The organism is Sandaracinus amylolyticus, assembly GCF_000737325.1.
Taxonomy (GTDB): domain Bacteria; phylum Myxococcota_A; class Polyangia; order Polyangiales; family Sandaracinaceae; genus Sandaracinus; species Sandaracinus amylolyticus.
In genome coordinates, this window is record NZ_CP011125.1 from 4,934,458 (window position 1) to 4,949,456 (window position 14,999).

A 14,999-nucleotide genomic window follows, 5' to 3' on the forward strand; every position below is an offset into this window, starting at 1 on the left:
ACGTGATCCGATCGTTCTACGACGTGGTGGTCGTCGGGAGCCGCCTCGGCGGGCTCTCCGCCGCCGCGCTGCTCGCGAAGCGCGGCTTCCGCGTGCTGGTGCTCGGTCAGGACGATCTCGGGCCCACCTACGAGCTCGACGGCGAGGCGCTCCCACGCGCGCCCTTCTCGTTCCTCTCCGCGCACTCGCCGGTCGCGCGACGCGTCTTCGCGGAGCTCGCGATCACCCAGGCGTTCCGCCGTCAGGCCGCGGTGGTCGATCCCGCTTTCCAGGTCGCGCTGCCCGGGCATCGCCTCGATCTCGCGCTCGATCCCGTGCACCTCGATCGCGAGATCGATCGTGAATTCCCCGAGGTGAAGCGCCCCGCGCTCGACTTCCTCGCGCGCGCCCGCGCGACGTCGATCGCGCTCGATCGTGCGGTCGATCGCGATCTCGTGTGGCCGCCCGAGACGTTCTTCGAGCGGCGCGAGCACGCGCGCGCGATCTCGCACCTCGCGCCTCCTCCCGATCGGCGTGCGTCGATCGCCGACGACGATCCGCTGCGCGAGCTCCCCGACACGCACCCGTTCCGCCTCGTCGTGCACGCGCCGGTGCGCTTCGCCGACGGGATGGATCCCGATCACGGCACCGCGCTGCGCCTCCTGCGTCACTTCTCGTCGTGGCGCGAGGGCGGCGCGGTGATCGAGGGAGGCGCCGCGAGCCTCCGCGCGCTGATCGAGTCGAGCCTCCGCGCGCACGGCGGCGAGCTCCGCGCGCGCGACAAGATCGACGCGATCCTCGTGAAGCGCGGGAACGTCGAGGGCGTGCGCATCGCGGCCTCGGGCGAGGAGATCGGCGCGTCGTTCGTGCTGCTCGGGAGCGACGTCGGATCGTTCCTCCGCGTGCTGCCCGATCGCCGTCCGTTCGAAGAGCTCTTCGAGCGCGTCGGCGAGCCCGTCGTCCGCTACTACCGCTACACGCTGAACCTCCACCTGCGCGCCGATGGCGTGCCCGCGGGCATGGCGCGCGACGTGTTCTTCGTGCGCGATCCGTCGCGCCCGCTCTCCGGCGCCAACCTGCTGCACGTCGAGACGCATCCCGCCGACGCGAAGGGCCGCCGCCTCCTCTGCGTCGAGGCGCTGCTCCCGCGTCGCGGCGTCGAGGACGTCGCCGACTACCTCGAGACGATCCGCGAGCACATCGTCGCGTCGCTCGGCGAGCTGGTGCCGTTCCTCGGCTCGAACCTCGTGCGGATGGACTCGCCGCACGATGGTCGCCCCGCGCAGGACCTCGCGACCGGGACGACGATCGAGGCGACCGCGAAGTGGGCGCGCGGACGCCACACGATGGACTCGCTCTACGGCTTCCCGATCGCGAGCGCGCTCGGCGTGTGCGCGCTCCCGGTGCGCACGCCGATCAAGCGCCTCCTGCTGTGCAACGCGCAGGTGGTGCCGGGCCTCGGGCTCGAGGGGCAGCTCCTCGCGGCGTGGTCCGCGGCGCGCATCGTGTCCCGCTCCGATCGGCGCCCCGCGATCCTGCGTCGCGGCCTCTGGACCAAGCTCGAGAGCTGAGCTCGTGCGGCCGGGGACCCTCGTTCCGATGCGAGCCCCGCTCGCATCCGATGCTGCATCGCGTCATTCGAGTTGTTCCGCGCGATTCGCAGGCTCATAACCGAGGCTCGATGGCCTCTACCGACAGCGGTTCTGCGAGCAACGGCACGATCGGCGCGACGCGCCAGCAGATGTGGGAGCGCCTCGGCAGCGCTCCGGTCGATCTGCTCGTCATCGGCGGCGGCATCAACGGCGCGGGCATCGCGCGCGACGCGACGCGACGCGGGCTGAGCGTCGCGGTCGTCGACATGAACGACCTCGCGTTCGGCACCAGCTCGCGCTCGAGCAAGCTCATCCACGGCGGCCTGCGCTACCTCGAGCAGTACGAGGTCGGCCTCGTCTTCGAGTCGGTCAGCGAGCGCCGCATCCTGATGGATCTCGCGCCGCACCTCGTCAGCCCGCTCGGCTTCCTCTTCCCCGTCTACAAGGACAGCCGCCGCAACCTGTTCGTCATCCAGGCCGGCATGTGGCTCTACGACGGGCTCTCGCTGTTCCGCTCGCCCAAGCGCCACCGCATGCTCTCGCCGCGCGACCTCGAGACCGAGGAGCCCGCGCTCCGCCGCGAGGATCTGAAGGGCGCGCCGCTCTACTACGACTGCTCGACCGACGACGCGCGCCTGACGCTCGAGACCGCGATCGACGCCGCGCGCAACGGCGCGATCATCACGACGTGGGCGAAGGTCACGCAGCTGCTCGTCGAGAACGGGCGCGTGTGCGGCGCGACGGTCCGCGACGAGCTCACCGGCGCGACCAAGGACGTGCGCGCGTCCGCGGTGATCAACGCGACCGGCCCGTGGACCGATCGCACCCTCGCCCTGCCGCGCAAGGGCTCCGACGCGCCCGCGCCGCCGCGCATGCTGCGCACGACGAAGGGCGTCCACATCGTCGTCGATCGCGCGAAGCTCCCGCTGAACAACGCGGTCGTCTGCTTCCACCCCGTCGACAAGCGCGTGCTGTTCGCGATCCCGTGGGGCGATCGCTCGTACGTCGGCACGACCGACACCGACGATCCCGGCGATCCGTCGCGCGTGCACGCCACGCGCGAGGACGTCGACTACCTGATCGCGGCGAGCAACGCGTACTTCCCCGAGCACACGCTCACGCACGCCGACGTGATCGCGACGTGGGCGGGGCTTCGTCCGCTGATCGACGAAGGCGCGGGCGCGAACGAGTCGCAGGTGAGCCGCGAGCACAAGATCGTGATCGGCCAGGAGGGCCTCATCACGATCGCCGGCGGCAAGCTCACGACGTACCGCCGCATGAGCATCGAGGTCGTCGACACGGCGGTGCGCTACCTCCAGCTCTCGAACGGCCTCGCCGGGCGCGACATCGAGCCGTCGCGCACCGAGAAGGCGCCGCTGCCCGGCGCCGAGGGCTGGCCCGACGACGACGACGCGACGCAGGTCGTCGCGCAGGTCGAGCAGGCGAGCAACGGCACGATCTCGAACGCCATCGCGGCGGCCCTGACCGATCAGTACGGCACGCGAGCCATCGCGATCGCGGCGCTCTGCGCGGCGCGCCCCGCGCTCGCTTCGCCGCTGGTCCCGGGGCGCCCGGAGATCCTCGCGCAGATCGAGCACGCGGTGCGCGAGGAGATGGCAGCGACGGTGTGCGACGTGCTCGTGCGCCGCACCCAGCTCTTCTTCCGCGACGTCGATCAGGGCCTCGGCTGCGCGGAGCGCGTCGCGTCGCACATGGGCACGCTGCTCGGATGGGACGACGCGACGAGGCAGCGCGAGCTGCAGCGTTATCGCGACGAGGTCGAGCTCTCGCGCCACTGGCGCAAGGGCTGAAGCGCGCAGCCGTGGGCGCTACGTGGCGCGATCGTGACCTCGTGGTCGATCGTGTCGTGGAACGTCGACGGCCTGGCGCGCGTCGTCGACGATCTCCCCGCGCTCGTCGACGCGCTCGGTCGCCCCGAGATCCTGTGCCTGCAGGAGGTGCGGATCCGGGACGACGACGCGCCCGCGATCACGCGGATGCGGAACGCCCTGTCCGGCTACGACTGCCACGCGTCGCTGAATCGCGATCGCGTGAACGCGTCGTTCCGGGGCGGTCGCACGTACGGCGTCGCGACCTACGTCGCGCGTCGCTGCGGTCGTGTCGTCGCGCGCACGCCGGAGTGGGACCTCGAAGGCCGCGTCGTGATCACCGAGCTCCCGGCGCGCGGCATCGCGGTCGCCGACGTCTACGGCGTGAACGGGACGTCCAAGCCCTACGTCCGCGAAGGGCTCGTCGTCGGCGATCGCCACGCGTGGAAGCGCGACGTGCAGCGCCTGCTCGGCGAGGAGCTCGCGGCGCTTCAGGCGCGCGGCCTCGCGATCATCGCGATCGGCGACTGGAACGTCTCGCAGGCGCGCATCGACGTCACGCCGCGGCTCCGCACCGAGGAGCCGCACGCCACCGCGCGTCGCGAGCTCCACGAGCGCTTCGTCGATGCGCTCGGCCTCGTCGACGTGTTCCGCGCGCTCCATCCCGACGAGCGCGCATACACGTGGCGCGCGCGCGGCAGGCTCCTCGATGCGGCGCGCGTCGACTTCGCGCTCGTGTCCCGCGAGCTCGTGCCGCGCGTCACCGCTGCGTCGATCCTCGAGGACGCGCGCGGTCGCAGCGATCACGCGCCGATCGTCGTCACGCTCCGCCCGCCGGCATCCGCACGTCGAGGTCGGGGTAGTGCTTCTTCATGAACGCGAGCGCGTGCGTCGTGTGGCAGCGCGTGACGTCGGGGTTCGCGGCGCTCGGACAGCTGCACCCGAGCAGCACGTCCTCCGATCGCGCGAGCTCCGCGAGCTGATCGAAGGGCGCGCGATCCTCGCCGAAGCGCTGCTCGAGGAGCGCGCGGTAGCGCTTCGCGAACTCGCGCCAGGCCGCGGCGTCGTCCTCGCCGATCACCGACGCGACGAGCTCGGGAGTCGGACGCAGCACGTGCTTCGTGTGCTTGCGCGTGTCCTGGCGGATGCCCTTCGGCAGCTTCGAGGCCGGGACGCCCCGGGCCATGGTGTAGCGGGCGAGCACGCGCGATCGATCGCGCGCGCCGCGCGCCGTGTCGAGTCCGCACTTTCAACGGCTCGCTGCGCACCCGGCTCCCGTCCGTGCCCGAGGCGGGCACTCCCGTCCGCCGGCTGCTTCGCGAGCACTCCTGTCGAGCCCGCATTTCAACGGCTCGCTGCGCACCCGGCTCCCGTCCGTGCCCGTCACGGGCACTCCCGTCCGCCGGGTCGCTTCGCGAGCACTCCTGTCGAGCCCGCATTTCAACGGCTCGCTGCGCACCCGGCTCCCGTCCGTGCCCGGGCACTCCCGTCCGCCGAGTGCTTCGCGAGCACTCCTGTCGAGCCCGCAATCCGGACCGCGCCTCAGCGGTCGTCGATCGCGATCACCGCGCAGCGCGACTCCTGCAGCTCTCCGCCTTCGATCGGCGTGCGCGTCACGATGTCGTCCGCGAGCGCGCCGAACTGCCGATCCGCATCGGTGTACGCGAGCATCGTGCACATCTCGTCGCTCGCGAGCGGGCCCCACGTGATCGTCTCGGTGCCCTCGTTGCGATAGCCGCAGATCGTCCGCAGTCCCTCGGCGCCGGCGAGATCCACCGGCGGATCGAGCAGCGCGCCCAGCGCGTTCCCGATGCCGCCCATCGTCTCGAACACGACCTCGCCGTCGCGCGGCCCGCCGAAGATCTCGATGCGCATCCCGTCCGCGTACCCGTGGTAGTGCGGCAGCACGTAGTGCACCGAGAAGTCGAGCTCGCGACGATGCGCCTGCCGCAGGTTGCACTCCGTGCGCACGCTCGTCTCGCTGCGCGGCGCGAGCTCGATGCCGCGGTTGTCGATCGCGAGCGGGCGCAGGCGTGTCGTCACCTCGCCCGGCTCGATCGTGGTGATGCGGAACGTGAGCGCGCTCGAGAGCGCGTCGGGCGTCGGGTTGATGACGTGCACCGAGCCGACGATCCGGCTCCACGGCGGGATGCGATACGCCGCCCCCGCGGGGAACTGCTGCGTCTCCGCCGTCGACTGCGTCGACTGCGCGAAGAAGACACCACCGCCGCGCGCGCTCGCCGCGACCTCGTTGAAGCTGCGCTCGCTGCAGCGCCACGTGCCGTCGCCGCCGTCGTACGCGGGCTCCGGCACGTACATCCAGTTCGAGTGGTGCCAGCCCGGGCCCGCGCTCATCTCGACCGCGTGCACCCAGAGCTCGGTCGGATTGTTCAGCGTCCAGCTCTGACAGAGGCTGAGCACCTCGCCGTACGCCTCGAGCTCGATCGCCGGGAACGTGTGCTCGCCGACGTACGGCGGACGCGGCCCCGCGTCGTGCATCGCGCCCGCGTCGCCCTGTGCCGACGCATCGCCCGGCGCCTCGCCCGCCTCGTCGCAGCCCCCGAGCACCGCCCCCACCAGACACGCGACCGCCCATCGTCCGCGCATGCCGCACCCCCATCGCCAAGAATGGTGACCCGATGGTCATTGATTCTACCGACGGGTCAAGAGCCGATCCGAGCGGCTCCTCACGCGGCTCGCTTGCATCTCCCGAGATGGCAGAATCGCGATCGTGGACGCTGGGGAACGGGGCGCCCTCTTCAAGGGCAAGATGGGCAGCGCGGTGCGCAAGGCGCTCAAGCGCGACCTCTCGCCCGCGCAGCACGCGCGCTTGCTCGAGGAGGGATCGCCCGACGTGGCGCGCATCCTGCGCGAGCGCTTCGTCGCGACGCAGTGGTATCCGGTCGCCGGGATCGAGGAGCTCATCTCGCGCCCTGCGCAGATGCTCGGACGCGATCCGCTCGACTACGCGCGCTCGCTCGGCGGGAGCGTCGTCAGCGAGGCCGCGGGCACCGTGGGCCGGACCGTGATGAGCCTCTTCGCGACGCCGCAGCGCGTCGCGAAGCACTTCGACTCGATCTGGCAGCAGGCGTACGACTCGGGCCACGTCGAGGGCGCGTACGACGAAGCGCGCGGCGTGCTCGTGGTCGAGCGCAGCGACTGGGCGGGCCACGGCCCGCTGCTGTGCATGACGCTGCTCGGGACGATCCTCGCGATCAGCGACGGCATGAATGGCCATCGCGTCGCCGCCGCGACGCGCACTGCGTGCATCTCCGAGGGCGCGCCGCGCTGCCGGTTCGAGCTGCGCTACGCGCCCAAGTGAGAGCGCGTAGCGCAGCGGGTGATCACTTCGCGCGCACCGCTTTCGGGTAGATCGCGTACGTCCCGGTGAGCGACGCCTTCGCGAGCACGTGCCCCTTCATCGCGTCGCGCGCGTCGGCGATCGTGAACGATCCCTCGACGCCCAACGACGCGACGTCGAGCGCGAGCACCGTGAACGTGTAGACGTGGAGGCGCTCGTCGTTCCACGGCGGACAGGGCCCGTCGTAGCCGTGGTAGTCGCCCTTCATGTGCGGGTCGCCCGCGAACCACCCGGTGTAGTCGTTGAGGCCCTGCTTGCTGCCGTGCACGCCGAGCGTGCCCTTGCCGTGCACCGTCACGCCCTTGCTCAGCGCGCCCTCTCCGAGCTCGCGCACGCTCGCGGGCAGATCGACGAGCGCGAGGTGCACGAACTCCACGCGCGGCAGGTCGAGCGGCACGGTGCGACCGTCTTGGTTCACGTCGTCGCCGCGGCTCGGCACCTCGCTGTCGGTGCAGAGGATCGCGAACGACTTCGTCCCCTCGGGCACGCCGCTCCACGCGAGGTGTGGGCTCAGGTTCTCGCTGAGCTCGACGTGGGTCTCGGGGTGGAACCGACCGAACGCGTTCTTCGTCGGGATCGCCGCGCCATCGGCGAAGCTGTCGCTGCGGAGCTCCATCGTGTGTTCCTCCTGTCGCACGACCCATCACACGAACCCGGGCGTCCTCGCAACCCGTGTATGATCGCGGACGAGATGCAGCCGCCTCCGTCGGACGCGAACGCGCCGCTCCAGGTCACGTTGATCCAGCTCCTGCGCGCGATGATCGATCGCGGTGCGTCGGACCTGCACATCACGAAGGACACGCCGCCGCAGTTCCGCATCGACGGCAGCCTCGTGCCCCTCAAGATGCCGCCGCTGCGCGCCGAGGACACGAAGCAGCTCGTCTACTCGGCGCTCAGCGAAGAGCAGAAGATCAAGTTCGAGAAGACCTGGGAGCTCGACTTCTCGTTCGGCGTGCGCGGCGTGTCGCGCTTCCGCGGCAACGTCTTCATGCAGCGCGGCGCGGTCGCCGCCGCGTTCCGCGCGATCCCCCACAAGATCCGCAGCTTCGACGAGCTCGGCCTGCCGCCGGTGATCGCCGATCTCGCGTCGCTGCCGCGCGGCCTCGTGCTCGTCACCGGCCCGACCGGCTCGGGCAAGAGCACGACGCTCGCGTCGATCATCGACAAGATCAACCGCGAGACGCGCCAGCACATCATCACGGTCGAGGACCCGATCGAGTTCGAGCACTTCTCGAAGCTCTGCGTGGTGAACCAGCGCGAGGTCGGCGCGGACACCAAGGGCTTCAAGGACGCGCTCAAGTACATCCTCCGCCAGGATCCCGACGTCGTGCTCGTCGGCGAGATGCGCGACCTCGAGACGATCGAGGCGGCGCTCACGATCAGCGAGACCGGTCACTTGGTGTTCGCGACGCTGCACACGAACAGCGCGATCTCGTCGATCAACCGCATCATCGACGTGTTCCCCGCGCACCAGCAGTCGCAGATCCGCGCGCAGCTCTCGTTCGTGCTGCAGGGCGTGATGACGCAGCTGCTGCTCCCGCGCGCCGACGGGCCCGGTCGCGTCATGGCGTGCGAGGTGATGATCCCCAACGCCGCGATCCGGAACCTCATCCGCGAGGACAAGGTCCACCAGATGTACTCGCAGATGCAGATGGGCCAGGGGAAGAGCGGGATGCAGACGATGAACCAGACGCTCTACTCGCTCTACCAGCGCCGCATGATCACGATCGAGGACGCGATGGGCTACTCGAGCGAGCCCGCGGAGCTCCAGGCGATGATCGAAGGTCGCTCGCCGGTCGTGCCCGCCGGAGCGGCGCGACGCTGAGCTCGGGCGGCCTGTCCGATCGGGCTGGAATTCCAAGTCGATTTTGACGTTCTCGGGCGCGCGCCTGTAGCATCGCGACGGCATGCAGGAGTGGGTCTGGGAGGCGCGCACGCGCACCGGCGAAGTGCGCAAGGGCATCATGGAGGCGGCGACCGAAGCCGCCGTCCAGGATCGCCTCAAGACCCAGAACCTCACGCCGACGCGCGTCCGCAAGAAGCCGCGCGACATCAACATCACGCTCGGCGCGCCGGTCTCCGAGAAGGAGCTCGTCGTCTTCATCCGTCAGTTCGCGACGATGATCGACGCGGGCCTCCCGCTCGTGCAGTGCCTCGACATCCTCTCGGCGCAGGGCGACAACAAGGCGTTCAACCGGATCCTCAAGGACGTGAAGGCGAACGTCGAGCAGGGCGCGACGTTCTCCGACTCGCTGCGGCGCCACCCGAAGGTCTTCGACGAGCTCTTCGTGAACCTCGTCCAGGCCGGCGAGGTCGGCGGCATCCTCGACACGATCCTCGGCCGCCTCGCGGTCTACATCGAGAAGCGCGTCAAGCTGAAGCGCCAGGTGCGCAGCGCGCTCGTCTATCCGAGCTCCGTCATGGTGATCGCGGGCGGCGTGCTCACCGTGCTGCTCACGTGGGTGATCCCGAGCTTCCAGTCGATGTTCGCCGACTTCGGCGACGACGGAGACCTGCCGGGGCCGACGCAGCTCGTCATCGACATGTCGGAGTTCTTCGTCGGGAACTTCTTCTTCATCTTCGGCGGGCTCTTCGCGCTGATCGCGGGCATCTCGTACAGCTACCGGACGCCGGGCGGGAAGCGCTTCTGGCATCGCTTCCTGCTCGAGGTGCCGGTGCTCGGGCCCGTGATGCGCAAGATCGCGGTGTCGCGCTTCACGCGCACGCTCGGGACGCTGCTCGCGTCGGGCGTGCCGATCCTCGAGGCGCTCGACATCGTCGCGAAGGCGTCGGGCAACGTGATCGTCGAGGCGGCGATCAAGAACACCTCGGATCGCATCCGCGAGGGCCGCACGATGGCCGAGCCGCTGATGGAGACGAAGGTCTTCCCGCCGATGGTCGTGCAGATGATCGGCGTCGGCGAGCAGACCGGCGCGCTCGATCAGATGCTCAACAAGATCGCCGACTTCTACGAAGAGGAAGTCGACGTCGCGGTCGCCGCGCTCACCTCGCTGCTCGAGCCGATCATGATGGTCGTCATCGGCGGCATGGTCGGCTTCATGCTGATCGCGATGTACATGCCGATCTTCGACATCGCCGGGAAGGTGCAGGGGCACTAGTGACCGGCGTGCCGAGCGGCGCATGAGCATCGCACCGGCGCCGCCGGTCGCGACGATCGCCGACGACGACGCGATCACGCAGCGACGCATCCCGTGGCTCGTCGGAGGGCGCCTGGTCGTCGCGACGGTGCTGCTCGGGGGCACGGTCGCGCTCGGCGGCGCCGACCTCGGCGCGTCGGCGCTGACGTGGCTCGTGGTCGCCGTCTACGCGACGTCGCTCGGCTCGCTGCTGTGGATGCAGTGGCGGCGCAGCGTGCGCGGGCTCGTCACCGCGCAGCTCGCGGTCGACCTCGCGATCGCGAGCGCGCTCGTGTGGCTCACCGGCGGCGCGGTGAGCTCGTTCAGCTTCCTCTACGGCGTCGTGATCCTGCTCTCCGCGCTGGTCGCCGGGCCGAGCCAGGTCGCCGCGACGGCGGGCCTCGCGGGCGTGCTCTACGTGTCGATCGGCATCGCGCTGCCGACGGGATGGCTTCCCGATCCCAGCGGGGCGATGGCGACGCTCGCGCCCACCGAGCTCAGCATCGCGCTGCTGCGCAACGTGGTCGGGCTCTTCCTCGTGGGGCTGCTCGCGAACGTGCTGAGCGCGCGCCTGCGCCGCACCGGCGGCGAGCTGCGGATCGCGACCGCGAGCGCCGCGGAGTACGCGCGGCTCACCGAGGACATCGTGCGCTCGCTCGGCTCGGGGCTGATCACGACGGATCTCGATGGGCGCATCCGATCGATCAACGACGCGGGCGCGCGCATCCTCGGGACCAGCACGGACGCGCTGGTCGGCACGCCGGTCGCCGAGATCCTGCCGCGCATCTCCGCGACGCCGATGAGCTCGCCGGCTCGTCAGGGCGAGCGCGGCGAGTCGTTCGCGACGCGCCCCGACGGGAGCGAGCTGCCCGTGGGCTTCACGCGCACGCCGCTCGTCGGCGCCGACGGAACGCAGCACGGGACGCTCGTGCTCTTCCAGGACCTCACCGAGATCGCGCAGCTGCGCGCGAAGGCCGAGAAGGCGGAGCGTCTCGCGGTGCTCGGGCAGCTCGCGGCCGGGCTCGCGCACGAGATCCGGAACCCGCTGGGATCGATCTCGGGATCGGTCGAGCTGGTGCGCGACGCGCAGGAGCTCGGTGAGGAGGATCGCCGGCTGCTCGGCATGGTGCTCGGGGAGGTCGAGCGCCTGAACGAGCTGGTGACGACGATGCTCGACGTCGGAAGGCCGGTGACGCCGGATCGCATCGACGTCGATCTGCGCTCGCTCGCGGGCGAGGTGATCGAGGTCGCGCGGCGCGGGCCGACGCGCAGCGCGGGCGTCGAGGTGCGGCTCGAGGCGGACGAGGACGTGCACGCGCACGCGGACCCGGCGCAGCTGCGTCAGGTGCTGTGGAACCTCGTGAAGAACGCGATGCAGTACTCGCCGCGCGGCGCGGTGGTGACGGTGCGGGTGCGCGCGCTGGAGGACGGCTCGGTCTCGCTGGAGGTCGAGGACCGAGGCGCGGGGATCGCGGCGGAGGACCTCGAGAAGGTCTTCGATATGTTCTTCACGAAGCGCCGCCACGGCGTGGGGCTGGGGCTCGCGCTGGTGAAGCAGATCGTCGAGGCGCACGGCGGGCAGGTGCGCGTCGAGAGCCGACCCGGCGCGGGCGCGCGCTTCCGCGTGGTGCTGCCGCGACGTGGCGCGCGGACGAGCGGGAGCCACGGCGCGATCGAGCAGCCGAGCGCGCTCGAAGCCTGACGTGGCGACGAGCGGGAGAAGTCGGCTCAGCGCGTCAGGCCGTCGTGCACGTGCGCGAAGGCGCGCGGCTCGAAGAGCATCTCGTTGTGACCGACGTCGTCGAGCCAGTGGATGGTCGCGTCGTCGATCGACGCGGCGCTCTCGGGCGGTGTGACCATGCGATCGAGGCCGGCGACGACGGCGGTGTGGAGGACGCGCGAGGCGCGCGCGCGGCCTTCGCGGAGCATGCGGATGACGTGGCTGTCGGGGCGGATCGCCTCGAGCAGCGAGCCCGCGACGAGCGGCCCCATCGCGACGCGCGCGGCGCGGGTACCGGCGTGGGGGCTCGCGAGCGTGACGAGGCGATCGACGTGCGTCGCGCCGCCGCGCTCTTGGAGATACCAGCGCGCGACGATGCCGCCGAGCGAGTGCCCGACGATGTCGACGCGGCGTCCTTCGGCGACGCGATCGACGATGGAGGCGAGGCGATCGACGGCGCGGTCGAAGCGCTCGAGCGGGCCGTAGGTGATGTCGATCGTGCCGACGGGCGCGCGCTGCTCGACGAAGGCGCGCATGGGATCGAACACGGGCCCCGCGGCCATGAAGCCGTGGACGAAGATGACGACGCGCTCGCCGGGGATCGTGGGTGTCGCGCGGTTGCGGGCGGCGGCGATGAGCTGGCCTTGCCGCGCGACGGCGCGCACCTCGCGGCCGAGCTCGACGGCGTGGCTGAGGAGGGAGCGGGCCGCGGCGGGGGGCATTTGGAGGAAGCGTAGCGCGTGGCGGGTAGGAAGGCCGAGCACGTGCAGGTGGCACGAGGACGAGCACGCGGGACGAGCACGTGCACGAGCACGGGGCTCGCGGGGTCAGACCGCGGCGCGAGTGCCCCCAAGGACGGAGCACGCCGAGGCACGGCGCCGCTCGCGGCGCACACCACCCTCCGGGATGGTCCAACCGCAACGCTTACGGATCTACCACCCTCCGGGATGGTCCAACCGCAACGCTCACGGATCTACCACCCTCCGGGATGGTCCAACCGCAACGCTTACGGATCTCACCACCCTCCGGGATGGTCCAACCGCAACCTTACGGATCCGACCACCCTCCGGGATGGTCCAACCCGTAACCTTACGGATCCGACAGCTCCACCAAGCTCTCGATCCGCAACCTTACGGATCCAACAGCTTCACCAAGCTCTCGATCCGTAACCTTACGGATCCAACAGCTTTACCAAGCTCTCGACCCGCAACCTTACGGATCCACAGCTTCACCAAGCTCTCGACCCGCAACCTTACGGATCCGACAGCTTCACCAAGCTCCCGATCCGCAAGGCTCCACATGTGCTGCCCGCTCGCCCCGTGCGTGCGCCAGAAGCGCGACGGCTGTCCCGGCGGCGCTCAGTCGCAGTTGGGCCCGCAGAGCACGCCGCGCGACGGCACCGACGACGGGCTCTTCGCAGAATTCGACGCGCATGTTTGCTCCAGTCCGACGGAGAGCGTTCGGCGCGGCCCCGCGCTTCGCGCGTGTCCTCGCCTCCCCGCGACAGCACCGGCGCGGCCCCGCGCTTCGCGCGTGTCCTCGCCTCCCCGAACACCACCGGCGCGGCCCCGCGTTCCGCGCGTGTCCTCGCCTTCCCACGACACCACCGGCGCGGCCCCGCGCTTCGCGCGTGTCCTGCCTCCCCGAACACCACCGGCGCGAACCCGCGCTCCGCGCGTGTCCTCGCCTTCCCACGACACCACCGGCGCGGCCCCGCGCTTCGCGCGTGTCCTCGCCTCCCCGAACACCACCGGCGTGAACCCGCGCTCCGCGCGTGTCCTCGCCTCCCCGCGACACCACCGGCGCGGCCCCGCGCTTCGCGCGTGTCCTCGCCTCCCCGCGACACCACCGGCGCGGCCCCGCGCTCCGCGCGTGTCCTCGCCTGCGACTATGAAGTGGCCTGCCCGTCAACGGCACACCGCTGCCTGCGAGCTCGGTCTCCTCGAGCCGCTCTGCTTCGATCACGTTCCGGTCTCCGATCGCCGCGCGCTGCTGCATTCGACTATTCGCGCTCTGGTGGCGCAGGAGGGGATCCGCGGGCGAGCCGCATTCATAAGCAACGAGTTGCAGACAGGGTCGCCCCTGCTGGCTCATCGCACTCGTCGCGGTCATCGCCTTTGGAGCGCCGCTGCGAACCGAAGTTCGGAACGGACTCTGTTCGGAGCTCTCGGTCGAGAGCTCGAAATCGTTCTTCAGCTCTCGTCGGACGCTCTGGCCTCCGACGCTCGCGACGGGTCGTACGGCCTCTTCGCCTTCCACATCGCGTAGAGCACGTTCGTCATCTTCCTCGCGAGCGCGATGCGTTTGCCGCGCTTGTCCTCGAGCGACGCGCCCAGAGCACGATCGGGTCGTTCGGCCGCACTCGCCGGAGCGTCCACGCGCTCTGCACCATCTGCGAGCGCAGCTGCTTCGGTCCCGCTTTGATCGTCGAGGTGCGCACGACTTTGCCGCCCGTCGTCGCTTCGCCAGGCACCAGGCCCAGATAGCTCGCGAGCTGCTCGCCCGATTCGAACCGCGACACGTCGTCGACGTGCGCCGCGAACATCGTCGCTGCGATCGCGCCGATCCCCGGCATCGTCATCAGCAGCTTCGAAATCGGGTCCTGCTCCGCGAGCTGCTCGAGCTCTTCGTCGAGCTTGTGGATCTGCTCCGTCAGGCTCTCGTAACTGGTCAGCAGAACCTCGAGCTCCATCGGCAGCCCACCGACGTGGTCGAGCGCCAGACGCCTGACCGCCTCGGGGAACTTCGGCGATGACGCTCGGCTCTCGATGTTCAGGAGCTGCCCTCGCAGCCACGTCTTGATGAAGAGCGAGAGCTGCGTCCGCGATTTCACGAGCACCGCTCTGGCGGACACCAGCTGCTTGCGCGATCGCGCGACGTCGGTCCTCAGATGCACGCTCGGGAGCTCCTCGCTGCGCACCGACGCACGCGCGAGGACTTCCGCGTCGCGGTCGTCCGTCTTGATGCCGCGCGCTCCGACCCCGAGCGCACGCACGAGCTGACCGGGGACGACGACCGTCTCGTGATTCGCCGCCTGCGACGCTCGTGCAATCGCGGGGCTCTGCGTGCACGCCTCCATCACGACGCGACTGCGCGGCAGTCTCCGCAGCCAGTCCGGCAGGTCTCTCGTCGGCACTTGGAGCCGCGCGGTCACCTGACCGCTCGCTGCCATCCTCACGACGTGCGTTCGCTTCGCGCCCAGATCGAGCCCAACATGCTCCACGGCCGGTCTCCTCCTCTGCGGCCGACAGGACCGCGCACTCATTTGTGGCGAGCGAAAGCCCGACCACGCACGCGAGGAGACCGGCCCCTCTCACGACGAACCGTCGCGTGCTCATCCAGCGCCAGGGCGAGGGCAGGTGGACCGCCACTTCATCCCTT

11 protein-coding genes and 1 pseudogene are annotated in these 14,999 nt (G+C 70.5%); 7 read left to right on the forward strand and 5 right to left on the reverse strand.

The features are described from left to right. Positions 1-2 precede the first annotated feature (2 nt). The 3 genes from DB32_RS20975 to DB32_RS20985 all read left to right on the forward strand — a co-directional run bounded on the left by DB32_RS20975 (position 3) and on the right by DB32_RS20985 (position 4,276). A complete protein-coding gene (locus DB32_RS20975) occupies positions 3-1,550 on the forward strand; it encodes a phytoene desaturase family protein (protein WP_053234428.1) in 1,548 nt (515 codons plus the stop codon). A gap of 110 nt (positions 1,551-1,660) precedes the next feature. Continuing rightward, a complete protein-coding gene (gene glpD / locus DB32_RS20980) occupies positions 1,661-3,382 on the forward strand; it encodes a glycerol-3-phosphate dehydrogenase (protein WP_169791504.1) in 1,722 nt (573 codons plus the stop codon). A 33-nt stretch (positions 3,383-3,415) separates the two neighbouring features. Continuing rightward, positions 3,416-4,276, forward strand: a complete 861-nt coding sequence (locus DB32_RS20985) for an exodeoxyribonuclease III (protein ID WP_053234430.1) — start codon at positions 3,416-3,418, stop codon at positions 4,274-4,276. Here DB32_RS20985 and DB32_RS20990 read toward each other — a convergent pair. Then, positions 4,221-4,625: pseudogene (locus DB32_RS20990) on the reverse strand (DUF488 family protein, N3 subclade); the annotation flags it as partial. The gene DB32_RS20985 and the pseudogene DB32_RS20990 sit on opposite strands and share 56 nt — an antisense overlap. Positions 4,626-4,942: 317 nt before the next feature. Continuing rightward, positions 4,943-6,007 carry a hypothetical protein gene (locus DB32_RS20995; protein ID WP_053234432.1) on the reverse strand — a complete coding sequence of 355 codons (1,065 nt, stop codon included), beginning with the start codon at positions 6,005-6,007 and terminating at the stop codon, positions 4,943-4,945. A gap of 124 nt (positions 6,008-6,131) precedes the next feature. On the opposite strand from DB32_RS20995, the gene DB32_RS21000 reads away from it, so the two are divergent. After that, positions 6,132-6,722: a hypothetical protein gene (locus tag DB32_RS21000; protein WP_157069244.1), complete on the forward strand. Its 591-nt coding sequence runs from the start codon at positions 6,132-6,134 to the stop codon at positions 6,720-6,722. Positions 6,723-6,744: 22 nt separating this feature from the next. On the opposite strand, the gene DB32_RS21005 is transcribed toward DB32_RS21000, so the two are convergent. Further along, positions 6,745-7,377: a YbhB/YbcL family Raf kinase inhibitor-like protein gene (locus DB32_RS21005; RefSeq protein WP_053234434.1), complete on the reverse strand. Its 633-nt coding sequence runs from the start codon at positions 7,375-7,377 to the stop codon at positions 6,745-6,747. A gap of 75 nt (positions 7,378-7,452) precedes the next feature. Here DB32_RS21005 and DB32_RS21010 point away from each other — a divergent pair, with 75 nt between their 5' ends. The 3 genes from DB32_RS21010 (at position 7,453) to DB32_RS21020 (ending at position 11,600) form a co-directional block, all read left to right on the forward strand. Continuing rightward, complete coding sequence (locus tag DB32_RS21010; RefSeq protein ID WP_053238889.1) at positions 7,453-8,586, forward strand: type IV pilus twitching motility protein PilT; 1,134 nt, start codon at positions 7,453-7,455, stop codon at positions 8,584-8,586. An 82-nt stretch (positions 8,587-8,668) separates the two neighbouring features. Next, entirely contained in the window at positions 8,669-9,880 is a 1,212-nt protein-coding gene (locus tag DB32_RS21015) for a type II secretion system F family protein (protein ID WP_053234435.1), read from the forward strand. Positions 9,881-9,902: 22 nt separating this feature from the next. Then, complete coding sequence (locus DB32_RS21020) at positions 9,903-11,600, forward strand: two-component system sensor histidine kinase NtrB (protein ID WP_053234436.1); 1,698 nt, start codon at positions 9,903-9,905, stop codon at positions 11,598-11,600. 26 nt (positions 11,601-11,626) lie between these two features. On the opposite strand, the gene DB32_RS21025 is transcribed toward DB32_RS21020, so the two are convergent. Next, positions 11,627-12,340 (reverse strand): esterase/lipase family protein, encoded by a 714-nt coding sequence (locus DB32_RS21025; protein ID WP_053234437.1) that lies wholly within the window; start codon positions 12,338-12,340, stop codon positions 11,627-11,629. Between the two features lie 1,556 nt (positions 12,341-13,896). After that, on the reverse strand, positions 13,897-14,883 hold the full coding sequence (locus DB32_RS21030; protein WP_083457575.1) for an IS110 family RNA-guided transposase: 987 nt from the start codon (positions 14,881-14,883) through the stop codon (positions 13,897-13,899). Between the last annotated feature and the right edge of the window lie 116 nt (positions 14,884-14,999).